Below are 21,003 nucleotides of genomic sequence, written 5' to 3' on the forward strand. Positions count from 1 at the left end.
GCCCATATGCAAGACCTGGCGACTGAATTACCCGAAGAGCAGCTCTGGAACCGACGTTTCGAACCCCACATTGCCGAGGTCACCGGGCTTTGCGATTCCCTCAAAGAACAGAAGCCGGGCAGCGAAGTCCTCTACGTGGACCCCGCCCACAGCGTTGACGAATGCCGCATCATCAGCCTTTTCTCCAACACCCGCACCACGGAGGGCTCGGGTTTCATCGTCCCGGGTGACGCGGATGCCACGGCCCGCATGCTGGGAATGCAGTGGCAGTTGGGCCTGCGTCCGGAACTCATGATGCCGTGGAACGTTTACCCGTGGATCGAGCCCGACGGCGAACCGGGCAAGCTGACTCCCGCCAACATCACCGAAGGCCTCAAGCCGCTCCTCCGCCTGCTCGCGATCGCGCCGCGCACCTCCGCCCTGGTGGCCCACGGCAATGAAGCCCATCGTTTGGCAGACCAGCTCATGAAGGCCGCGCCGCAGAGCATCCACCGCCGTGGTTTCAAGACATTCAAGGTCCGCTCGCTGGGCGGACGCTCCTTCGCCGGCTCCCCCGCGCGCCAGCAGGAATACCTCGACATCATCCATGGCGCCTACGCCGAGGCCATGGCCCGGACAGGCCTCACCCCGGTCTCCTAGGACCTTTAAAGCCCGACCCAACTACCTCGCATTTGTTGTCGTTTTGACGCCTCATAACGACGTTAACTGCGAGTCAGTTGGGTGGGGAAAGCGCGACGGCGGCCGCCCACCTTCCCGGTGGGCGGCCGCCGTCGGCGTTTAACTCAGTTTGTCCTAGCCTTCGATCGCTGCCTTCGCGGCGGGATCGGAGTCGTTCAGGAACTTCTGGATCCGCTCCGGTTCCTCAGCTTCGCCGATGGCGGCGGATGCCCGGCCGAGGGAATACAGAGCGCGCAGGAATCCCCTGTTGGGCTCGTGCTCCCACGGGATGGGCCCGACGCCGCGCCAACCGTTACGGCGCAGCGAATCCAGTCCGCGGTGGTAACCCACGCGGGAATACGCGTAGGAATCGATGGTCCGGCCTTCAGCCCAGGCTTCCTCGGCCAGGATTGCCCACAGCAACGAAGATGTAGGGTACTTGGCTACGAGGTCCAGGGCCTCCTGCCCCAACGCAAGGTGCTGGTACACCTCGGTCTCGGCAGGAAGAAGCGTGGGCTCCGGGCCCATCAGGTTCTTGCGGAATTCGTCGGACATTAGAAGGTCTTGCCGACCGAACCGAGCTGCTTCGCGGCTTCCACGATGCGGGCAGCCATGCCGGCCTCGGCGGAGGCGCCCCAGACGCGGGGGTCATAGGTCTTCTTGTTGCCCATTTCGCCGTCGACCTTCAGGACGCCGTCGTAGTTCGAGAACATGTGTCCGGCAACCGGGCGGGTGAACGCGTACTGGGTGTCGGTGTCGATGTTCATCTTGATGACACCGTAGGAAACAGCATCCGCGATTTCCTGCTCGGTGGAACCGGAGCCGCCGTGGAAGACGAGGTCGAACGGGTTTTCCTTGCCGATCTTGGCACCGACCTCGGCCTGGATCTGCTTGAGCAGCTCGGGGCGGAGCTTGACGTTGCCCGGCTTGTACACGCCGTGCACGTTGCCGAAGGTGAGGGCGGTCAGGTAGCGGCCGTTCTCGCCGGCACCGAGGGCCTCAATGGTGGCGAGGGCGTCTGCGGTGGTGGTGTAGAGCTTTTCGTTGATCTCGTTCTCGACGCCATCTTCCTCGCCGCCGACCGTGCCGATTTCAACCTCAAGGATGATCTTGGCCGCAGCCGCACGCTCCAGGAGTTCACGGCCGATCCGCAGGTTGTCTTCCAGGGTCTCGTGCGAGCCATCCCACATGTGCGAGTTGAAGATCGGGTCCTTGCCGGCCTTGACGGCTTCCTCGGAAGCAGCCAGCAGCGGCAGTACGAAATCAGCCAGCTTGTCCTGCGGGCAGTGGTCCGTGTGCAGGGCGATGTTCACGTTGTAGTTCTTGGCGACCTCGCGGGCGAAAGCCGCGAAGCCCAGGGAGCCGGCAACCATGTCCTTGACGGAGGCGCCGGACCAGTAAGCCGCACCACCGGTGGAGACCTGGATGATGCCGTCCGACTCGGCCTCGGCAAAGCCGCGGATGGCGGCGTTCAGGGTCTGCGACGAGGTGACGTTCACTGCCGGGAACGCGTATCCACCGGCCTTCGCGCGGTCGATCATCTCGGAGTAAATCTCTGGGGTTGCGATGGGCATGCTGACTCCTATGCTGATTTTCGTCTGTGGGTTTTGTTGACCCTGGAGTAGACCTATACGGCTAGGCACCATCCTAGCGACTGAAGAATCCGACATCGTGTTTCCGGTCACGGAGACGGGTAACACTTGCGGACTGTTGCGGTGCCCCCTAAGAGGTGCCCCCTGAGGAAACCCTCTGGCCGAAGTTATGCCGGCGGATCCAGGCGTGCATGGCAATGGCTGCGGCCGAGGCCGCGTTCATCGACCGCGTGGAGCCGTACTGCTCGATCGAAAGGGTGGCGACGGCGGCGTCGTGCACCTCGGGAGTCAGGCCGGGGCCTTCCTGCCCGAACACGAGCACGCAGTTGCGCGGAAGGTCGTAGGTTTCCAGCGGTACTGAATCCGGGAAGATGTCGATGCCGATGATAGCCAGCCCCTCCCCCTGCGCCCACTCCACGAAGTCCTCCACGGTGGGGTGGTGGCGTACGTGCTGGTAGCGGTCGGTGACCATGGCCCCGCGACGGTTCCACCGGCGTCGTCCGATGATGTGGACCTCCTTGGCGAGGAACGCATTGGCGGTACGCACCACGGTGCCGATGTTCAGGTCGTGCTGCCAGTTCTCAATGGCAATGTGGAAATCGTGCCGGTGGGCGTCCAGGTCCGCGACGATCGCTTCGTGCTTCCAATACCGGTACTTGTCCACCACGTTCCGGCGGTCGCCGTCCGCCAGGAGGTCCGGGTCCCAATGCTCGCCTTCCGGCCAGTCGCCTTCCCAGGGCCCGACGCCGACCTCGGGTTTCGCTTCGGACTCACCCTCGGCAGACGCGACGGGAGTGGAGTCGGTGGGGGCAGGGTTCTGGGGCCGGTCAGTCACTACTCAACCCTAGCCCGGGCAGCACTGCCCGCGGCGCCGAAACCCAGTGCTGTAACGCAGGACACCCGGGTGTCTCGGAGACCGAAAGATGAAAGACTTGGGACGAGAAACAGCCACTACGCGGAGGAAAAGCATGGAGAACGCAACCGAGGCCCCCAAGAGCTCAACCCTTTACCGCAACGGACATGAAATCGAATGCTGGCTCACGGATATGGACGGTGTCCTCGTCCACGAAAACCAGGCGGTCCCCGGAGCGGCTGAACTGATCCAGCGCTGGGTGGACACCTCCAAGCGATTCCTCGTCCTCACGAACAACTCCATCTTCACGCCGCGGGACCTGGCGGCCCGGCTGAGCTCTTCCGGCTTGGAAATCCCGGAGGAGAACATCTGGACGTCGGCCTTGGCCACGGCACAATTCCTCAAGGACCAAGTGCAGGGCTCGGAGTCCGGGAACCGCGCCTACACGATCGGAGAGGCAGGGCTCACGACGGCGCTGCACGAGGCCGGCTTCATCCTCACCGACCAGAACCCGGACTTCGTGGTGCTCGGCGAAACCCGTACTTACTCGTTCGAAGCGATCACCATGGCCATCCGGCTGATCCTCGCCGGGGCGCGTTTCATCGCCACCAACCCGGATGCCACCGGCCCCTCGAAGGACGGACCGATGCCCGCCACCGGCGCCATCGCCGCGCTCATCTCCAAGGCGACCGGCCGCGAGCCATACATTGTGGGCAAGCCGAACCCCATGATGTTCCGTTCCGCGATGAACCAGATCGACGCCCACTCGGAGACAACGGCAATGATCGGTGACCGCATGGACACCGATATCATCGCGGGCATGGAAGCCGGGCTGCACACCGTCCTGGTGCTCAGCGGCATCACCCAGCGCGAGGACATCGCGGCCTTCCCGTTCCGGCCTAACCAGGTCCTGAACTCGGTAGCGGACCTCAAGAACCAAATTTAAGGAAAAGGGGCTGGTGCCATGGCTGTGCTGAACCTCCGGTCCCTGGCCGGTGGCCGTATCCTGAGGGGCAGCCAGCCGTTTGGCATGGACACCGCGGCGACGTCCGACTTCCTGGAACTTCATGGCATCCAGACGGTTGTGGATCTCCGGAGCGAGTACGAGCGCGCCATCGTGCCGTGGCAACTGGCCAACGGCGCGGTGGAGCTCGTGGAGAACCCCCTCGATCCACGGACCGCTTCTGCTGGGCTCCAATCGATCCACACGGCCGAAGACCTTGGCGAGCTCTACCTTGGCTGGGTGCGCACCCGCCCGGATTGGGTGGCCGAATCGCTGCGTCCCGCGGCCCAAGGCAAGAGGACGCTCATCCATTGCTCGCTCGGCAAGGACCGCACCGGCGTCGTATCCGCTTTGGCACTCCTCGCGACGGGCGCTCACCACGCGGCCGTTGTGGCGGACTACGCCGCAAGCACCGCTGCCCTCCCCACGATGCTGGAGACCATGGCGGCGGCGTGGCGGCTGGCAGTCCCGGAGGTTCCGGAGGAGGCATTCAGTCCCTCGCTCATGCTGCTGCAATCCCCCGAAGCTGCGATGGAATACTTCCTGGACCGTTTCGGGCACGAGTTCGGCAGCGCCGCGGACTACCTCCGCGACGCTGGACTCAGCGGTTCCGAGCTGGATGGACTGCGGCCCAGGTAGCGGCGTCTGTAGCGAGCACCGGTCAGTAGAACACCACCCGCGAGCCGGCCCGCGGCAGCGGAAAGAGATCGTTTTCCAGGTCTTCGATGATCGGATTGTAGATAAAGGGATTCCACTGGGGGCTCGCATGGGCGGGTCGGGCGCCGTCGGTCCTGCGGCCCGTGGACGCGATGTTCAGGGGGAAGGTCTTGGCCCACGCTGCCCGGGCCGTCGCGTAGTTCACCGTGTCATCATTCGGGTTTCCAATGAACGCCATGCGGGTATCCCCCAGCCTGTCGACAAACCGCGTGCCGTCGAAATGGTAGATGTAGTCCGATTCGCTCTGGATCAGGACGCTCGACGGCGCGATCGGCGAGAGCTGCTCCAGGGTCTGGTCCCAGATCTGCCCCCAGGTGCGTTCGTGCTTGTTCACCACGCGTTCGCCCAGCTCATAGCCGCCGCGGAGGACCGATGGAACCTGGAAGCCGCTCTCGTACAAGAACACCACGCCGTCGAACCAGCTTTGGTCGAGGATGTCGTATTTACTGAACGGCGAAGAATCCAACAGGATCAGCTTGACGCCGATGCCGTTCCGTTCACGCAGGAGCGCTGCCACTTCGGTGGCCAACATCCCGCCGAAACTGTGGCCATAGAAATAGAGGGTGTTCAGCTTTCGCTCATTGATGTAGGCCAGCACTGTGTCCGCCACCTCAGCGACTTCCAACCCCAGGTTGGAGTATCCGACGGCGGCCATCTGGCCCCGCTGCCGGAGCGAACCGCGGAGCGAGTTGAGGATCCATTGGGCCTCTTCCCAGCTGGTCTTGTAACCCGGAAAGAGAATCCAACTCGAGTTGGGGTAGTACGACTCGGCAAAATCGTCCCCCACCGGAAGGATCTTGGTGGTGCGGCGTTCCGCCTGGACCTGGCGGGTGAACAGCATATCCGCTGCGAGGGCCGTGGAAGCACCCGCTCCGATCAGGAAGGAACGGCGGGAAAAGCTCTTCAGCTCGGCGGCTTGGCGGAGAACCCGGGCAAGGGAGCCCGGGTCCTGCCAGCGCTGCTGATTCCGGGGGAATTTCCCCGCCCGATAGTTCACGCAGCCAGCTTAGGCGCTTCGGACAACGGGCACACGGTCCCCTTGAAACCCGCTCAGGCTTGGGAGAGTTAGTCGAGTCCCAGCTCGTCCTTGCCGAAAGCGAAGAGGTACGGCACGCCGGTTTCGGCCTCGATCTTTTCCTTGGCGCCAGTGTTGCGGTCCACAATGACGGCCACGGCCACCACGTTGCCACCGGCCTTGCGGACGCCTTCGACGGCGGTCAGTGCCGAGCCGCCGGTGGTGGAGGTGTCCTCGAGGACCACGACGTTGCGGCCTTCCACCGAGGGACCCTCAACCTGGCGTCCCATGCCGTAGGACTTTTGGGCTTTGCGCACCACGAAGGCATCGACGGCACGGCCGGCGTCGGCGGCGGCGTGCATCACGGCAGTACCGACCGGGTCCGCACCCATGGTCAGGCCGCCGGCGCACTCAACGGCGATTCCGGCGTCGTCGATCATGGAGAGCATCACCTGGCCGACCAGCTTCGAAGCCTCGTGGTGGAGGGTGATGCGCCGCAAGTCGATGTAGTAGTCCGCCTCGGCACCGCTGGAAAGGATCACCTTGCCGCGGACGACCGCCAGTTCTTTGATCAATTCAAGGAGGCGGGCACGGGCAGCGGCAGTGTCAACAGCGGGAGTCATGGTGCCCATTCTACGTAAAGCCGTTCGACGCAAGGGAATGGCCGGCGTCATGGAAAGTCCGCGACGCGCATCCTGCCCTGCGCCTCGATGAATCCCTGGCGACACCGGAATCCCGGGGGCGTGAGGCTCTTTGGGTGACGCCGAGAAAATTCCGCGTCGCCAGCGCCCCGCGAAGACCCGCGTCACTCGCCGTAACCTGTGAAATATCTGCGCGGGAGGCGGTGTTGCCGGAAATATGACAACAATCGGAATCATCGGTGCAGGACACATTGGCAGCCAAGTCGCCCGCAAAGCGGTCGAACTCGGCTATGACGTAGTGATCAGCAACTCGCGGGGACCGGAAACCCTGGCGGAACTGGTGGCGGAGCTTGGCGAACATGCCCGGGCCGCAACACCGGCCGAGGCAGCAGCGGCGGGCGATTTCGCCGTCGTGACGGTTCCCCTCAGGAGCTACCAGGACATTCCCGTGGAGCCGCTCGCGGGCAAGATTGTGATCGACACCAACAACTATTACTGGGAGCGGGACGGCCGCATCCCGGAGCTGGACAAGGGAGAGGCCACCACGTCCGGCCTGCTCCAGAAGCACTTGCCCACGTCCAAGGTCGCCAAGGGCTTCAACCACATCATGGCGAAGGAGATCGGCACAGACGGAACCCCGTCCGGCACCGAGAACCGCCGCGCATTGGCCACCGCCAGCGACTACCCCGAGGCCGCCGAGCTCGTGGCGAAGCTCTACGACGAGTTCGGCTTCGACACCGTGAACATCGGGCAGCTTGATGAGAGCTGGCGCGTGGAGCGTGACCGCCCGGCCTATGTGGTGCGGCAGAACGCTGCGGAACTGAAGGACAACCTGGCCAAGGCACCGCGCACCATCTAGAAACGCAGCGCAGCAGCCGCTTGCCTCAGAAGGCAAGCGGCTGCTGCTGTGTTTAAGAGCCGAAGACCGGACCCGTCAGGGTGCCGAAGCGGGGTCGACGACGGCGAACCCCGCCAACGCGGCTGCCTTGCGGACGTACGCCAGGTTCGAGGCCGTCCGTTCTTCCAAGGGAAGCTCGGTGGAAAAGTCCTCCAGCGTGACCCACGAGTCGTAGCCGACTTCAGCGAGCGCCCGGAAGTAGGCGAGGACACTTGCTTGGCCTTCGGCCAGGGGAGCCCATTCGTTGACCCACACAGCCGCACCCGATTCGTCCTTCGACCCGGTGCGGACCCAGCGCGCGTTCTTCACATGGACATGTGCCAAATAGGGGCCCAGGAGCTGGAGTGCGGGCAACGGTGATTCCCAGCCCTCGATCAGTAGGTTGCCGAGGTCATGGATAACGCCGACGTGCTGCGGATCCAGACCTTCCAGCAACCGACGGGCCGAGGAGGCCGAGGCCGTCACTGTTCCATGGTGCAGTTCCACGAGGGCTTTGACGCCGTGGTGTGCTGCGCGGGAAGCGACCCACTCGTAGTGTTCCCGGGTTGCCGCAAAGAGCTCCGGGTAGGGCAGACCGGCGGGTTCCTGGCCGCCCATGTTCGAGTTGCCGAGCGGCAGCACGTTCACTCGGACTTGTTTGGCACCCAAGGCTGCGGTCGCCGCGAGGACTCGATCGACGTCGTCGTGGTTGTCGCAGCGGGCGTAGCCGCCGAGGCCGGAGAATTCCAGCCCTGATTCGGCGGTGAGGCGGGCAATCTCCGGGATCGAATCTTCCAGGCCCGTCATGGGCCAGGTAGCACGGTTCCCTGCCCAGAAGCCCGGTTCTGCCGCCTCCGCCTGGTCCGTGACGCGCCATTCGATGCCGTCCCACCCCTGGGCGGCAAGCTTCGTGGCGGCTTCCTGGGGCGACCACTCGGGCGTGGATGCGGTGAAGACGGAGAACTTCATGCCGATACCTCTTCGCGGGCGTCCGGGTGGGAAGCGGTCCCGCCGGTGCGGACCTCCACGTTGTTGTACTTGCCGGCTATGACATCGTCGATCAGCACAGGCTGGCCCAAGGTGGCCGAGACATACAGGGCACGCACGGTAGCCAGGGCGGTCACGGCGTCACGGACGGTGACGCCGGCGGGGCGTCCTGCGCGGATCGCCGCGATGATGTCGCGGTACTGCCGGACATGTCCAGCCGGGTACACCGTGGGATCCAGTGCCTCGACGGTATCGTCCGGGTATTTGGCGAGCTCGACGGCGGCCTGGTTGCCACCGCCGAGGATGCCCATGGCGCTGCTTTCCGATGGATCGGCGGCGTCGGACGCGTGGAAGTACGCGAGGTCGTCGTTGTCGATCACTGCGGATCCCTTGTTGCCCATCACCTGGAGGCGGACCGTCAAGCCCGGGTACGCCGCCGTCGTCGCGTGCAACACGGCAAGGGCACCGGACTCGAAGGCGACCGTCGCTACGGCGGTGTCCTCCACCTCAACGCCTTCGTGGGCGAGGAGCGCGGTTTTGGCGCTGATCTCAACGGGCCGGCCGAGGAACCATAAGAGCAGATCCACGGTGTGGACGCCCTGGTTCATGATGGCGCCACCGCCGTCCATGGCCCAGGTTCCGCGCCACGCGCCCGAATCGTAGTAGCCCTGGCTCCGCCACCAGCTGACCGAGGCCACGGCGGAAGTCAGCGTACCGAAGCGTCCGGCTCGGCGGGCCTCGTCCACCACCCGGCTGGCCGGATCGAAACGGTGCTGGCTGATCACCGTGGCCACCAAACCCTTGGCCTCGGCGGCCTTGGCCGCAGCCAGGATCTCGTCCGCCTTGCTCAAGTCAACGTCAAGGGGCTTTTCGATCACGACGTGCTTGCCGGCGTCGAGCGCTTCCAGCGCTTGCTGGATGTGCAGGCCGCTGGGCGTCGAAATGATGACCAGGTCCACGGGTGCGGCGGCGAGCGCCTCGGCCAGCGTGCGGAAAACTGTCGGCTTCGGGTCGCCCTGGGCTTCGATCTTGGCGGCAAGCGCCTCGGATGCCTCGGCAACTACATCCACAAGGGCCGTGATGACGAGCTCTGGGAACTCGCGGACCGCGGCCGAGTGGGTGCGGCCGATGACGCCGCACCCTACGATTGCGGCGCGGATCTCGGCGCCGGGAGTGCCCGGAGCGTTTGCGACTTCGCTCACTTCGTCTCCACTCCTGCTTCATTGAGGACTTTCGCGAACGCCCTTGCCGCAATGCCAAACGCGGTCGGGCCGGAGAATCCGCCCAGCCCATGGGCGCCGGCCAAGTGCGGCTCGAGGCTAGCGAAGCCGGTGTACCCGTCGGCCTTCAAGGCCTCAACCGTGCGGAGGACATCGCCGTCGCCCTCGCCCGCCGGGACCACCCTGGCATTCGAGAACAAGGCATCCTTCACCTGCAGGTATTCAAGGTGTGGGCGGAGCTTGGCGTAGCCGTCCTCGAAAGGCTTGACGCCCACTTGGACGAAGTTCGCAGCATCCCAGGCCACCTTGAGCGCGGGAGAGGAGACGGTTTCGATGATGTCCAGGACCCGTTCGGGGATGTCCCCATAGATGTCCTTCTCGTTTTCGTGCAGCAGGACGACGCCGGACTCTTCCGCCACGTCCGCGAGGGCACGCATGCGTTCGATGACCGCTTCCCGGATGCTCTCCACCGCCACGTCCTCGCCGTAGTAGAAGGAGAAGATCCGGACGTAGCGGGATTCCAGGACCTGTGCGGCGTTGACTGCGCGGCGGAGCCGTTCCACCTCGTGTTCGACGGGGAGGGACATGTCCACTTTCCCGATCGGCGAGGCGATCGCGGAAACCTTCATGTCCGCGGCATCCAGCAAGGACTTCAGTTCACGGAGCTGCGCCTCATCAAGGTCCACGATGTTGGTGCCCCAGGCGCTGCGGACTTCAATGTGGTTGGCTCCCAGTGCCTGCATCACGGCAATCTGGATCTTGGGGTCGTCGTCGATCTCGTCGCCGAAGCCCGAGAGCTCCCATTCAACAGCTGGCGTGCTCATAAGTTACTTGACTCCTCCGGCGGTCAGGCCGCCCACTAGGTAACGCTGGAAAATCAGATACAGGATGACCACCGGGGCAGCACACACGAGGGAGGCCGCCATCATCTGGCCGTAGAAGGGAATCGCGCCGCCTTCCTGCGAGGCACCGAAGACCTGGAGCGCGACGGCGGCCGTCTGGCTTTCGGGCCGCGTCATGACTGAGGCGAACAAGACGTCGTTCCAACCGAGCAGGAAGGCGAAAATACCGGAAACCACGACGCCGGGCCAGCTCAGCGGGAGGATGATCCGCACCAGCACGCCCAGGTTGCTGGCGCCGTCGATCCTTGCCGCCTCTTCGAGTTCGCGCGGCAGGCCGCGCAGATAGGTGACCATCACCCAGGTGGAGAACGGCATCGCGAACGTCAGGTAGGTGACGAACAAGCCCCATTGCGTGCCAATGACCTGGATGCCCAGGTAGGTCGCGGACGATGAGAACAGCACGAAAACCGGAAGCACCATGAGCGTGCCGGGAACAGACTGGAGTCCCAGCAGCCCGCGAAGGATCGTCAGGCGGCCACGGAACTGGTAGCGGACCAGGACGTAGGCGGTGGCAATCGACATCAGCGCAGAGACCACGGCGGTGGAACCGGCCACGAGAACGCTGTTGGCCAGGCCCGTGGCCAGTCCAACGCTCGTCCAGATTGTGGAGTAGTTCTCAAAGGAGAAGCTGGACGGGAAAAACTCGCCCCGGGCCACGCCGATGTCCGAGTTCACGGACGCCAGGAAGATGTACGCCACCGGAATGAGCACCAGGGCACACAACACCGTCAGGATGATGGCGAGCATCGGCCCTGGCAGGAGCTTGGTGACTTCGTGCTGGCGTTTGGAGCCCGGGCGGAAGTTCTCGCTCGTTCGGCGTCCGACGGCGGTAGGTGCGGTGCTCACTTTTTGCCTCCGGGGGTTTCGGCGTCGTCGAGTTTGACGGCCCGCAGGTAGACGAACAAGGGGATCGCGATCAGGATCAGCGAAATGAACGCCATGGCCGCGCTGAGCCCGAACCTGAAGCTCTGGAAGCTCGTGACGTAGGTGAGGATCGGGAGCAGCTCCACATCGGAAGGAGCAGGTACCCCGAACAGGACGAACGGCAAGGTGAAGTTGTTGATGTGGTGCAGCATGCCGATCAGGAACGCCAAGGAGAGCGGACCCTTGAGGTAGGGGAAGACCACGTAGCGGAGTTTGTTCCACCACAGGGCACCGTCAAGGGCCGAGGCTTCGTGGACCTCATGGTCCACAGACTGGAGCCCGGACAACGCCAGCAGGTAGACAAACGGCCACGATGCCCAGATCTGGACCAGGATCAGCGTCCAATAAGACTGGGGACCGTTGAGCCACAGGCCTGGGTCGATGCCCACCGAATGCAGCACGGAGTCGACGACGCTGCCCGGCTGGAACATGGTCCGCCACACCGTCGCCACCACGAAGGACGGAAGGACGTAGGGGATCAGGAACACGGAGCGGATCACAGCCCGGCCCTTGAACGCGTTCTGGGTGGCGACGGCACCGGCGATGCCGAGCGGGATAGTCACCACCATGGCGAGCAAGGAGTAGCTGACGCTGAGCCAGATGGCGTGCAGCAGAGGCGATGCGGTCAGCGCTTCGACGAAGTTCTGGACTCCGATGAACGGAGCGCTGACCCACTTGCGCAGCGAATACTGGTCCAGGTCCAGCCCCGACATGAAGATGCCGAGCAGGAGGGGCACCACGATGATGATCACCATCAGCAGGCCGCCCGGAATCAGCATCCACAAGGGGCGGTTGCGTTCGCTCAGCCCCTTGCGGCGCCGGGGTGTGTCGTCCGGCGACTGCGGGTCCGGCTTTGCAGCGCGGGACGACTTGCGGCGCGTGGACTTGCCCGCAGTCAATGAATCGGTGGACATGTCAGTTCCTACTTACTTTGATGCCCGGTCAAGTGAGGCCTGGCCCTTGGTTTGTGCGTCCTTGAGGCGCGCCTGGAGGCTCGAGTCGTCCACGGAACCCTTGGAGAGGTCCGGGATCGACTGGACCACTACGTTGACGAGGGCCAACTGAATGTCGCCCCAAGCGCCGGTGAAGGGCGTTGCCTTGGACTTGGCGGCGGTATCGGCAACCGGTTGGAGTATCGGGTTATTCAGAGACTTCAGCGCCTCGGCATTGGCGGGCAGATCTCCGAAGATCTTCTGGTAGTTCAGCTGCTCGTCCTTGGACGTGATGAGGTTGATGTAAGCGAAGGCCAAGTCCTTTTGCTTCGAGTAATCAGCAACAACCACGTTGTCACCGGAGAGGATGCTGGCAGCATTCGCGGCGTCGCCCTGCGGAGACGTCTGGCCCGGGGCCGTCGTCGGCATGGCTGTGTAGGCGTACTTGCCGGCGACAGCCGACTTCTCGAGCGTCGGGACGGAGCTCGACGTCGTCATCATCAGATAGCCGGCCTTGCCGCTCGCGAATGCTGCCAGGGCGTTGCTGTTGCTCCAGCCAACTGAGGCCGGATCGACAACTTTGTCCTTGGTGAGCCATCCGAAGTAGGTTTCGTAGGCCTTCTTGACGGTCGGGTCGTCGAGCTTGAGTGTCTTGCCGTCCACTAGCGGGTTGCCTGCCTGGACGGACATAGCCCAGATGAATTTCCACGGATCAAAGTTGTCCTTGTACCCGGTAGCGAGCCCAAAAGTTCCGGTGGCCGGGTTGGTCATCTTCTTGGCCTGGGCTGCGAGCTCGTCCCAGCTGGTGGCGGGCTTATCGATCCCCGCCGCCTTCAGGATGTCCTTGTTGTAGGCCATCACGAACGGCCGGCTGACGAACGGAATCCCCGCTTGGTGCTGTGCATCCGGGCCGGAGATGCCCAGGGCTGCCTGGTTGAACCGGTCCTTACCGCCCACCTTCTTCCAGTCGTCATCGGACAACGTCACAAAGGCCTTGGTTGCATAGGCCGTGGGCGTGAACGTGGTACCGAGGCTGTAGACGTCCGGGCCTTGACCCGACACCACGGAGGTCTGGATCCGTGTGAGTTCGTCATTTCCCGACGCGAACGTTTCGAATTCAACGTCGGCACCGGTCTGTGCCTTGAACTTGGCGGCAATATCCGTGAACCACTGCTTCTGCTGTGCCGGATAGTTTGCGTTGGAGTTGACCAGGACACTCAGCTTCTTGCCCTTCCCGTCAACGGGACCGGCGCTCCCCCCGGAGCTGGTGCTGCCGCCTCCGCAGGCGGTCAAAGCTAAGGCGGCTGTTAGGGCAACAGCGGCAAATTTGGCGGACGATGCAAACTTCATTGTTTTCCTCCCTGGAGACCCGATGGCCTCGTTGGCGTGGTGCGCGTCACATCGGGTGATTTCTCCGAGTCTAGGCATGCGCAACAAGGATGACAAGCGATTGCCAAAAATTGTCATCGGTGCTGCAATTGTGGGACAAGTCACTCGTTGTTGAGGGGCTGCGGCAGATGAGGAACACCTAGACATGGCAGAACTCCAGCTCCAGTCACCGGGCAGGCAGCCCACGATCCGCGACGTCGCGGAGCTTGCGGGAGTGGCAACATCGACAGTCTCGAGGGCCCTGAGCAATCCCGGGCGGGTGAACCACGTGACGCGCGAGCGGATCGAAGAAGCGGCCGCGCAATTGAACTACATTCCCAGCTCCCAGGCCCGCGGGCTCAGCTCCGGACGCACCCAGACCGTTGCCGTCCTGGTTCCGGACATCACCAATCCGTTCTACTTCGACATCATCCGCGGGACGCAGCACCAGCTGAAGGCTGCCGGCTACACGCAACTCCTCGTGGACACCGAGGAATCCGCGGAAATGGAGGCGGATGCCCTGCAGAAAATGCGGCGTTCAGCAGACGGTTTCATCCTTGCCGCCTCCCGCCTGACGGACGCGCAACTGGCCGAGGCCGCGGCGCAGCAGCCCCTCGTCACCATCAACCGGGCTCCGGCAATCGCACCCACTGTGGTGATCGATACGCCGTCGGCCATCATCCAGGCGCTGGAACACCTGGTCTCGCTGGGGCACACGAGGATTTGCTTCGTCGGGGGCCCGGCCACCTCCTGGTCCAACGCCAAGCGGTGGCAAGCGTTCCAGGAAGAAACCGCCGAACGGAAGCTGACCACGTTCAGCGTGGGGCCGTTCGCGCCCAAGACCACATCCGGCGCAGCCGCAGCGGACGCCGCAGTGCATACGGGCGCCACTGCATGCATCGTCTTCAATGACCTGCTGGCCATCGGGATGCTGCAACGCTTGCGCGAACGCGGTATCCGGGTGCCCGACGACATGAGCATCGTCGGTTGCGACGACATCTTCGGAGCCGATTTCTGCAACCCTCCGTTGACCACCATGGCGTCTCCCATTGAACAAGCCGGGCGGGTAGCCGTCTCCATGCTCCTGTCCCGGCTGAATCCCCAGTACGGCGGCACCAGCCGGCGCCTTGCGGTCATGCCCACGCACCTCACCGTCAGGGCATCGACGGGCGCCGCGCCGTCGTAATCCCCATCGACGCTCGCTCACTTATGGTGCGTTTTGGCGCGACCCTCGCTCACATCATCTGAGCGAGCGATCGTCGATTGGCGCCCATATCTGAGCGAGCGATCGTCGATTAACGCCCATATCTGAGCGAGCGATCGTCGAAGTAGCTCGGGGTGGTGACAAACAGCCCGGACACACGACGGCGCAGCCCCTCCCAGGACGCTCGCTCACTTATAGCGCGTTTTGGCGCGACCCTCGCTCACATCATCTGAGCGAGCGATCGTCGATTGGCGCCCATATCTGAGCGAGCGTTCCTCGATTGGCGTGACACTTGAGGTGACACAGTTGAGTGTTTCAAGCGCTGGTTACTAGTGTTGGGGACATGCGCACACTCCAGGCCACGATCATTGCCGAAATGGGCGTCCAGCCCCGGATCGACGCTGCCGAGGAGGTCCGCAAACGCATTACGTTCCTGAAGGAATACCTCAAGGCAACGCACACCAAGGGTTTTGTCCTGGGCATTTCCGGCGGACTCGATTCTTCCCTCGCCGGACGTCTTGCCCAACTGGCGGTCGAGGAGCTTGAGGCCGAGGGCGTCGAAGCGAACTTCGTGGCGGTCCGGCTCCCCTACGGAGCCCAGCACGACGAGGACGACGCCCAGGCCGCGCTCGACTTTATCCAGGCCAAGACCGAGTGGACATTCAACATCTCCCGCGCAGTAGACGGTTTCGAGGATGAGTTCGAAAAGACCACGGGCGCGCGCATCTCGGATTTCCACAAGGGCAACACCAAGGCCCGGGCCCGCATGACCGCGCAATACGCCCTCGCGGGCGAACACAATTACCTGGTGATCGGCACGGACCACGGAGCCGAATCCGTCACTGGATTCTTCACCAAGTTCGGCGACGGCGGCGCGGACATCCTGCCGCTCTTCGGCCTCAATAAGCGGCAGAACCGTGCACTCCTCGCGGAGTTGGGCGCCCCGTCCCGCATTTGGGACAAGGTCCCCACGGCCGACCTCCTGGACGGCACGCCTGGCCGCACCGACGAGGACGAACTCGGCATCAAGTACGAGCAAATCGACGACTACCTCGAAGGCCGGGAGGTCTCCGACGAGGTGGCGGAGACCATCGAGCAGAAGTACCTGCGCACGCGGCACAAGCGCACTGTTCCGGTCACGATTTTCGACACGTGGTGGAAGTAGCAATCGCCCTAACCGGGGCCCCACCGTCACGCTGAGCGACTTTTTGCAGCGCACGACGGCGGTCTGCCGCACCGTGGCGGGGGCGCCGCCGTCGTAATCCCGCAAGAGTGTGTCCGGCGTGACGGAGCGCGGCCGCACCTCGTCGCCTCTTCCAAACCCTTGGATGTCCTAGTATATTGCAGGTGAGGCGGATCACACGGCCAGCTCGTTCCCGGTCCGCGCTGACCCATCCACGCAGGGCGAAAGGCAGACAATGACAGTCACCGACGACTTCCGTGCAGCCCGCGACCGGCTCCTTGAGCTGCGCACCAACTACGCCCAGGCACACAGCGAATTCCAGTGGCCCCGTTTCACCGAGTTCAACTTCGCCCTCGATTGGTTCGACCAGATCGCGGCCAACCCTGGCACGGCCAATGACCCTGCGCTGGTGATCGTCGAGCAGGACGGCAGCTCCACCCGCCGAAGCTTCGCCGAACTCTCCGCACGGTCCTCGCAGATCGCCAACTGGCTCCGCGGCAAGGGCGTCCGCCGCGGCGACCGCATGATCATCATGCTTGGCAACCAGGTGGAACTGTGGGAACTCATGCTGGCCGGAATCAAACTCGGCGTGGTCCTGATTCCCACCACCACGCTCATGGGCCCACGCGACATCACGGATCGCGTGGAACGCGGCGGCGCCCGCTGGGCCGCCGTCGGGAGCGCCAATATTGCCAAGTTCGCCGGGGTCCCGGGCGATTACACCCTCATTGAAGTGGGCGGCAGGCAGAACACCGGCGCCCTTCAATACGTCGAAGCGGATTCCGCGGAGACCGTTTTCGTCCCGGAAGCCCCCACCGCCGCCGACGAAACCATGCTCCTCTACTTCACCTCGGGCACCACGTCGCGGGCCAAACTGGTGGAGCACACCCACACCTCATACCCGGTGGGGCACCTCTCCACGATGTACTGGATCGGCCTGGAACCCGGAGACGTCCACCTCAATGTGGCTTCCCCCGGCTGGGCCAAGCACGCGTGGTCGAACGTTTTCACGCCGTGGATCGCCGAGGCCTGCGTCTTCGTCTACAACTACGATCGCTTCGATGCCAAGGCCCTCATGGAGCAGATGGGGCGAGAAGGCGTCACGAGTTTCTGCGCCCCGCCCACCGTTTGGCGGATGCTCATCCAGGCTGACCTGACCCTGCTCAAAACCCCGCCCACCAAGGTGGTTTCGGCGGGCGAACCCCTCAACGCCGAGGTCATCGGGCAAGTGGAGAGGGCCTGGGGTCAGACCATCCGCGACGGTTTCGGCCAGACGGAGTCAACCGTCCAGGTCGCCAATACCCCGGGGCAACCGGTCAAGACCGGCTCCATGGGACGGCCGCTGCCTGGTTACGACGTGGTGCTTGTTGATCCGACCACCGGCGAAGAGGCCGACGACGGCGAACTGTGCTTGCGCTTGGACCCCCGCCCCGTGGGGCTCATGAAGTCCTACTTCGGCGACCCGGAAAAGACGGCCGAGGCTTTCCGCGAGGGTTACTACCACACGGGCGACATGGCCAGCCGGGACGGGAACGGCGTCATTACCTACGTGGGCCGCGGAGACGATGTCTTCAAATCCTCCGACTACCGTTTGTCACCTTTCGAACTCGAAAGCGTCCTGATCGAACACCCCGCAGTGGCGGAGGCCGCCGTCGTGCCCTCTCCTGATCCAGTCAAGCTTTCGGTGCCCAAAGCCTTCGTAGTGCTCGCCGCCGGGTACGAGCCCGGCCCGGCCGTGGCGGAGGACATCCTCAGGTACTGCCGGCAGCACCTGGCGCCGTTCAAGCGCATCCGTCGGCTCGAATTCGGCGAGTTGCCCAAGACGATTTCCGGCAAAATCCGGCGTGTCGAACTTCGAGGCACGGAGGTGGCCCGCCACGGCGACGGGCCGCTGCCCGCCGGACTGGGCGTCGAGTACACCGAGGACGAGTTCCCGAGTCTGAAAGAATAGGCAGCCAAGCAATGTCAGGAGGCACCGTGGGCAGCCCGCTCCCCCGCGACCCCATCGCCGACGCCCAGCGAAACTGGGAACGCCACGGCTGGGGCGAAGTCGCCGCGCCCATGGCGGCCATCACCGCGATCATGCGCACGCAGCAGATCCTGCTGGCGCGGATCGAGGGCGTATTGAAGCCGTTCGGCCTGACCTTCGCGCGCTACGAGCTCCTGGCGCTGCTGAGTTTCGCGCGCAGCGGCGCGTTGCCCATGAACAAAGCCAGCGCGCTGCTCCAGGTGCATCCGACGTCGGTGACCAACGCCGTCGACCGCCTCGAAAAGGCGGCACTCGTGGTCCGCTCCCCGCACCCCACTGACGGGCGCACCACGCTGATCGAGCTCACCGCGGAGGGCCGCACCATCGCGAAGCGCGCGACGACGGCACTCAACAGCGAGGTGTTCGGCCAGTCCGGTTTCGGGGACGACGACGTCGAGCACCTGATCCGCGTGCTCGGAGACTTCCGCAAGGCCGCGGGCGACTTTACCGACTGATTACTTGGGGCGGACCCTGTACTCGAGTTCGATCAACCCCTGATCGTAGGTATTCGCGCCCGTCAGGCTCAGCAACGCCGGGGCCTGGCCGGCGGGATACACGCCGCGTCCCGCCCCGATCGCCACAGGCATGACCACGAGGCGCAGGACATCCACTTCGCCGGCCTTGAAGAACGCTTCACTCAAGGTGAGGCTGCCCCAGAGGACAATGGCGCCGTCGGTCTCGCGCTTGATTCTGCGGATCGCCTCCACAGCATCACCGCCTTCAACGGTGGCCTCCGGAAAATCGCCCCATGGCGCCTTCTCAAGGGTCCTTGAAAACACGTATCGGCGCAGCCCGTTCAGCGCAGGTGCGATGATTTCCCCTGCCGATGCCGGCGTCGGCCAGAACTCCGCGAACATGCGGTAGGTCGAGCCGCCAAGCACCATGGCGTCCACGGAGTCCAGCCACTCCAGTTGGTTGCGGTCGAATTCGGCGGTCCCTCCTTCGAGCAATTCGTAGGCTCTGAACTCATTGTTGGCATCGGCTGCAAAACCGTCCGCCGTCACGAATTCCTGAACAACCAGCTGCCCCATGGTCCACTCCTCGCATCGATTGGCAGCTGGACCCTACGCCGGGCTTGCGATGGCCACAAGGCTCTAATTGCACCGGCCGACCACATTATGAGATTCATATATCAAATAGTGAGACTCCGTCCTAGCATTGTGGCTATGCAGAATTCAGCTGTGGAACCCTTTGTCGATCTCGAATGGTTGTCTCAAAACCGTCGCCGCGTGGTGCTGGCCGATGTGCGCTGGTACCTCGACGGACGCTCCGGCCGGGAAGCTTACGACCGCGGGCACATCCCCGGCGCCGTCTTTGTCGACCTGGATCGATGGCTCTCGGTGGAGGGATCGCCACTCGAAGGACGGAACCCGCTGCCCGCGTCGCATGATTTCGCCCTGGGGATGCGGGAATTGGGAATCAGCGACGACAATATCGTGGTGGCTTACGACGACGCCGGCGGGGTCATCGCCGCACGCTTGGTCTGGATGCTGCGCGCCACAGGCCACAGCTCAGCTCTTCTGGATGGTGGGCTGGGCAGCTACGAAGGGCCCCTGGAAACCGAACACCCTTCGAGGCCCGCGGGTGATTTCACTGCCAAACCGTGGCCGAGCAACCGACTGGCGGAGATCCACGAACTCTCGATCGAAACGAACCTCGCGGTGGACGCACGCAACCGTGACCGCTTCGAGGGCAGGCAGGACCCCATCGATCCACGGCCGGGGCATGTGCCCGGCGCGAGGAACGTCCCGTGCAGGGAGAACCTTGGCCCCGCCGGGAAACTGCGCAGCAAGGCCGAGTTGCTGCGCATCTTCGCCAAGGCGGGTATCACGTCTGCAGAGAACGTCATCAGCTATTGCGGCTCCGGGGTGACGGCTTGCCACAATCTCTTGGCCTTGGAGTATGCCGGTCTTGGACACGGCCGGCTCTTCACGGGCGGCTGGTCCCAATACGGCCACGCGCTCGAACTCCCGGTCGAGCTCGGAGCCGCGAATGGGCCATCCACTGCTCCCCACCGGCCCCCCTCGCCTCACAAGTTCGGCTAGGGAACCCTGCCGGCGTGGGCCCAGCGCCGTTTTGGGCGGACCCTAAAGGTGTTTGAACTCCGGCTGACGCTTCTCGTTGAACGCAGCCATGCCCTCTTTTTGGTCCTCGGTGGCGAACAATGAGTGGAAGATCCGACGCTCAAACAAAACGCCCTGGGAGAGGCCGGTTTCGAAGGCGGCATTGACGGCTTCCTTCGCCACCATGGCAACCGGTTTGGACTTGGATGCGATCACTTCGGCGGCCTTCAGTGCCTCTTCCACCACGGAATCGGCCGGCACGACGCGGGAAACAAGTCCGGCCCGTTCCGCTTCCTCGGCGCCCATGAACCGGCCCGTGAGGACCATGTCCATCGCCTTGGCCTTGCCCACGGCATGGGTCAACCGCTGCGAGCCGCCCATGCCGGGAATGACACCGAGGTTGATTTCCGGTTGGCCGAACTTGGCGTTGTCCCCGGCAATGATGAAATCGCACATCATGGCAAGTTCACAACCTCCACCCAAGGCAAAGCCCGACACTGCGGCAATCACGGGAATGCGCAGGCGGGTGAGGTTTTCCCAACCACGGAACCAGTCGGCGGCGTACATTTCCATGTACCCCTTGGATGCCATCTCCTTGATGTCGGCTCCGGCCGCGAAGGCCTTTTCCGAGCCGGTGATCACCACGGCACCCACTCCGGGATCCGCGTCCATGTCCGACACGGCGGCCACGATCTCATTCATGGTGGCCTGGTTCAACGCATTGAGCGCCTTCGGCCGGTTCAGGGTCACCAAACCCACCCGTCCACGGAGTTCCACCAGGATGTTTTCATACTGCTGCGCCAAGCCGTGCCCCTTTTAGTCGGTTGCTCAGTTTT

The 21,003-nt window shown here is 63.9% G+C and carries 22 protein-coding genes; 9 read left to right on the forward strand and 13 right to left on the reverse strand.

The features are described 5' to 3' along the window. Window positions 1-6 precede the first annotated feature (6 nt). Window positions 7-639, forward strand: a complete 633-nt coding sequence (locus QRN52_RS17560; protein WP_284754621.1) for a uracil-DNA glycosylase family protein — start codon at window positions 7-9, stop codon at window positions 637-639. Window positions 640-792: 153 nt separating this feature from the next. On the opposite strand, the gene QRN52_RS17565 is transcribed toward QRN52_RS17560, so the two are convergent. The 3 genes from QRN52_RS17565 to QRN52_RS17575 are packed head-to-tail and all read right to left on the reverse strand — an operon-like array spanning window position 793 to window position 3,084. After that, window positions 793-1,212, reverse strand: coding sequence for a DUF3151 domain-containing protein (locus QRN52_RS17565; RefSeq protein ID WP_284754622.1), 420 nt, complete (start codon window positions 1,210-1,212; stop codon window positions 793-795). Continuing rightward, window positions 1,212-2,327 carry a class II fructose-bisphosphate aldolase gene (fbaA, locus tag QRN52_RS17570; protein ID WP_350225161.1) on the reverse strand — a complete coding sequence of 372 codons (1,116 nt, stop codon included), beginning with the start codon at window positions 2,325-2,327 and terminating at the stop codon, window positions 1,212-1,214. The genes QRN52_RS17565 and fbaA overlap by 1 nt, the downstream gene beginning before the upstream one ends. A gap of 52 nt (window positions 2,328-2,379) precedes the next feature. Beyond that, entirely contained in the window at window positions 2,380-3,084 is a 705-nt protein-coding gene (locus tag QRN52_RS17575) for a TrmH family RNA methyltransferase (protein WP_284754624.1), read from the reverse strand. Between the two features lie 133 nt (window positions 3,085-3,217). Between QRN52_RS17575 and QRN52_RS17580 the strand changes: the two genes are divergently transcribed. Together QRN52_RS17580 and QRN52_RS17585 are read left to right on the forward strand one after the other, a co-directional pair. Further along, on the forward strand, window positions 3,218-4,048 hold the full coding sequence (locus QRN52_RS17580) for an HAD-IIA family hydrolase (protein ID WP_284754626.1): 831 nt from the start codon (window positions 3,218-3,220) through the stop codon (window positions 4,046-4,048). Between the two features lie 18 nt (window positions 4,049-4,066). After that, window positions 4,067-4,744: a tyrosine-protein phosphatase gene (locus tag QRN52_RS17585; protein ID WP_284754627.1), complete on the forward strand. Its 678-nt coding sequence runs from the start codon at window positions 4,067-4,069 to the stop codon at window positions 4,742-4,744. Window positions 4,745-4,766: 22 nt separating this feature from the next. Here the strand turns inward: QRN52_RS17585 and QRN52_RS17590 are convergent, their stop codons facing one another. Together QRN52_RS17590 and pyrE are read right to left on the reverse strand one after the other, a co-directional pair. After that, window positions 4,767-5,819, reverse strand: coding sequence for a thioesterase domain-containing protein (locus QRN52_RS17590; RefSeq protein WP_284754629.1), 1,053 nt, complete (start codon window positions 5,817-5,819; stop codon window positions 4,767-4,769). Between the two features lie 68 nt (window positions 5,820-5,887). Next, entirely contained in the window at window positions 5,888-6,460 is a 573-nt protein-coding gene (gene pyrE, locus QRN52_RS17595; protein ID WP_268023778.1) for an orotate phosphoribosyltransferase, read from the reverse strand. Window positions 6,461-6,695: 235 nt separating this feature from the next. On the opposite strand from pyrE, the gene QRN52_RS17600 reads away from it, so the two are divergent. Next, window positions 6,696-7,337, forward strand: coding sequence for an NADPH-dependent F420 reductase (locus QRN52_RS17600; protein ID WP_284754630.1), 642 nt, complete (start codon window positions 6,696-6,698; stop codon window positions 7,335-7,337). 75 nt (window positions 7,338-7,412) lie between these two features. On the opposite strand, the gene QRN52_RS17605 is transcribed toward QRN52_RS17600, so the two are convergent. From QRN52_RS17605 to QRN52_RS17630, 6 genes are all read right to left on the reverse strand, one after another. Then, window positions 7,413-8,324 carry a sugar phosphate isomerase/epimerase family protein gene (locus tag QRN52_RS17605; RefSeq protein ID WP_284754631.1) on the reverse strand — a complete coding sequence of 304 codons (912 nt, stop codon included), beginning with the start codon at window positions 8,322-8,324 and terminating at the stop codon, window positions 7,413-7,415. Next, on the reverse strand, window positions 8,321-9,544 hold the full coding sequence (locus QRN52_RS17610; RefSeq protein WP_284754632.1) for a Gfo/Idh/MocA family protein: 1,224 nt from the start codon (window positions 9,542-9,544) through the stop codon (window positions 8,321-8,323). The genes QRN52_RS17605 and QRN52_RS17610 overlap by 4 nt, the downstream gene beginning before the upstream one ends. Further along, a complete protein-coding gene (locus tag QRN52_RS17615; RefSeq protein WP_284754633.1) occupies window positions 9,541-10,386 on the reverse strand; it encodes a sugar phosphate isomerase/epimerase family protein in 846 nt (281 codons plus the stop codon). The genes QRN52_RS17610 and QRN52_RS17615 overlap by 4 nt, the downstream gene beginning before the upstream one ends. A gap of 3 nt (window positions 10,387-10,389) precedes the next feature. Beyond that, entirely contained in the window at window positions 10,390-11,211 is an 822-nt protein-coding gene (locus QRN52_RS17620) for a carbohydrate ABC transporter permease (protein WP_284754733.1), read from the reverse strand. Between the two features lie 95 nt (window positions 11,212-11,306). Then, window positions 11,307-12,302, reverse strand: coding sequence for a carbohydrate ABC transporter permease (locus QRN52_RS17625; protein ID WP_284754634.1), 996 nt, complete (start codon window positions 12,300-12,302; stop codon window positions 11,307-11,309). 12 nt (window positions 12,303-12,314) lie between these two features. Further along, window positions 12,315-13,670, reverse strand: coding sequence for an ABC transporter substrate-binding protein (locus QRN52_RS17630; RefSeq protein ID WP_284754635.1), 1,356 nt, complete (start codon window positions 13,668-13,670; stop codon window positions 12,315-12,317). Window positions 13,671-13,854: 184 nt separating this feature from the next. On the opposite strand from QRN52_RS17630, the gene QRN52_RS17635 reads away from it, so the two are divergent. The 4 genes from QRN52_RS17635 to QRN52_RS17650 all read left to right on the forward strand — a co-directional run bounded on the left by QRN52_RS17635 (window position 13,855) and on the right by QRN52_RS17650 (window position 18,559). After that, window positions 13,855-14,874, forward strand: a complete 1,020-nt coding sequence (locus QRN52_RS17635; protein ID WP_284754636.1) for a LacI family DNA-binding transcriptional regulator — start codon at window positions 13,855-13,857, stop codon at window positions 14,872-14,874. Window positions 14,875-15,235: 361 nt separating this feature from the next. After that, window positions 15,236-16,057, forward strand: coding sequence for an NAD(+) synthase (gene nadE / locus QRN52_RS17640; protein ID WP_284754637.1), 822 nt, complete (start codon window positions 15,236-15,238; stop codon window positions 16,055-16,057). A gap of 253 nt (window positions 16,058-16,310) precedes the next feature. Next, a complete protein-coding gene (locus tag QRN52_RS17645) occupies window positions 16,311-18,026 on the forward strand; it encodes an AMP-binding protein (protein ID WP_284754638.1) in 1,716 nt (571 codons plus the stop codon). Window positions 18,027-18,052: 26 nt separating this feature from the next. Further along, complete coding sequence (locus QRN52_RS17650; RefSeq protein WP_284754639.1) at window positions 18,053-18,559, forward strand: MarR family winged helix-turn-helix transcriptional regulator; 507 nt, start codon at window positions 18,053-18,055, stop codon at window positions 18,557-18,559. Here the strand turns inward: QRN52_RS17650 and QRN52_RS17655 are convergent, their stop codons facing one another. Continuing rightward, a complete protein-coding gene (locus QRN52_RS17655; protein WP_284754640.1) occupies window positions 18,560-19,135 on the reverse strand; it encodes a dihydrofolate reductase family protein in 576 nt (191 codons plus the stop codon). It abuts the gene before it with no gap. Window positions 19,136-19,270: 135 nt separating this feature from the next. Here QRN52_RS17655 and QRN52_RS17660 point away from each other — a divergent pair, with 135 nt between their 5' ends. Then, entirely contained in the window at window positions 19,271-20,149 is an 879-nt protein-coding gene (locus QRN52_RS17660; RefSeq protein WP_284754641.1) for a sulfurtransferase, read from the forward strand. A gap of 42 nt (window positions 20,150-20,191) precedes the next feature. Here QRN52_RS17660 and QRN52_RS17665 read toward each other — a convergent pair whose 3' ends face one another. Beyond that, window positions 20,192-20,971 carry an enoyl-CoA hydratase gene (locus QRN52_RS17665; protein ID WP_284754642.1) on the reverse strand — a complete coding sequence of 260 codons (780 nt, stop codon included), beginning with the start codon at window positions 20,969-20,971 and terminating at the stop codon, window positions 20,192-20,194. Between the last annotated feature and the right edge of the window lie 32 nt (window positions 20,972-21,003).

Source organism: Arthrobacter sp. efr-133-R2A-120, from assembly GCF_030209835.1.
Classification (GTDB): Bacteria; Actinomycetota; Actinomycetes; order Actinomycetales; family Micrococcaceae; genus Arthrobacter.

Coding starts and splice junctions, on each gene's coding strand:
- QRN52_RS17560 (WP_284754621.1), top strand. CDS start 7: ATGCAAGACCTGGCGACTGAATTACCCGAAGAGCAGCTCTGGAACCGA.
- QRN52_RS17565 (WP_284754622.1), bottom strand. CDS start 1,212: ATGTCCGACGAATTCCGCAAGAACCTGATGGGCCCGGAGCCCACGCTT.
- fbaA (WP_350225161.1), bottom strand. CDS start 2,327: ATGTCGGATTCTTCAGTCGCTAGGATGGTGCCTAGCCGTATAGGTCTA.
- QRN52_RS17580 (WP_284754626.1), top strand. CDS start 3,218: ATGGAGAACGCAACCGAGGCCCCCAAGAGCTCAACCCTTTACCGCAAC.
- QRN52_RS17585 (WP_284754627.1), top strand. CDS start 4,067: ATGGCTGTGCTGAACCTCCGGTCCCTGGCCGGTGGCCGTATCCTGAGG.
- pyrE (WP_268023778.1), bottom strand. CDS start 6,460: ATGACTCCCGCTGTTGACACTGCCGCTGCCCGTGCCCGCCTCCTTGAA.
- QRN52_RS17600 (WP_284754630.1), top strand. CDS start 6,696: ATGACAACAATCGGAATCATCGGTGCAGGACACATTGGCAGCCAAGTC.
- QRN52_RS17605 (WP_284754631.1), bottom strand. CDS start 8,324: ATGAAGTTCTCCGTCTTCACCGCATCCACGCCCGAGTGGTCGCCCCAG.
- QRN52_RS17615 (WP_284754633.1), bottom strand. CDS start 10,386: ATGAGCACGCCAGCTGTTGAATGGGAGCTCTCGGGCTTCGGCGACGAG.
- QRN52_RS17620 (WP_284754733.1), bottom strand. CDS start 11,211: ATGCTCGCCATCATCCTGACGGTGTTGTGTGCCCTGGTGCTCATTCCG.
- QRN52_RS17625 (WP_284754634.1), bottom strand. CDS start 12,302: ATGTCCACCGATTCATTGACTGCGGGCAAGTCCACGCGCCGCAAGTCG.
- QRN52_RS17630 (WP_284754635.1), bottom strand. CDS start 13,670: ATGAAGTTTGCATCGTCCGCCAAATTTGCCGCTGTTGCCCTAACAGCC.
- QRN52_RS17635 (WP_284754636.1), top strand. CDS start 13,855: ATGGCAGAACTCCAGCTCCAGTCACCGGGCAGGCAGCCCACGATCCGC.
- nadE (WP_284754637.1), top strand. CDS start 15,236: ATGCGCACACTCCAGGCCACGATCATTGCCGAAATGGGCGTCCAGCCC.
- QRN52_RS17645 (WP_284754638.1), top strand. CDS start 16,311: ATGACAGTCACCGACGACTTCCGTGCAGCCCGCGACCGGCTCCTTGAG.
- QRN52_RS17655 (WP_284754640.1), bottom strand. CDS start 19,135: ATGGGGCAGCTGGTTGTTCAGGAATTCGTGACGGCGGACGGTTTTGCA.
- QRN52_RS17660 (WP_284754641.1), top strand. CDS start 19,271: ATGCAGAATTCAGCTGTGGAACCCTTTGTCGATCTCGAATGGTTGTCT.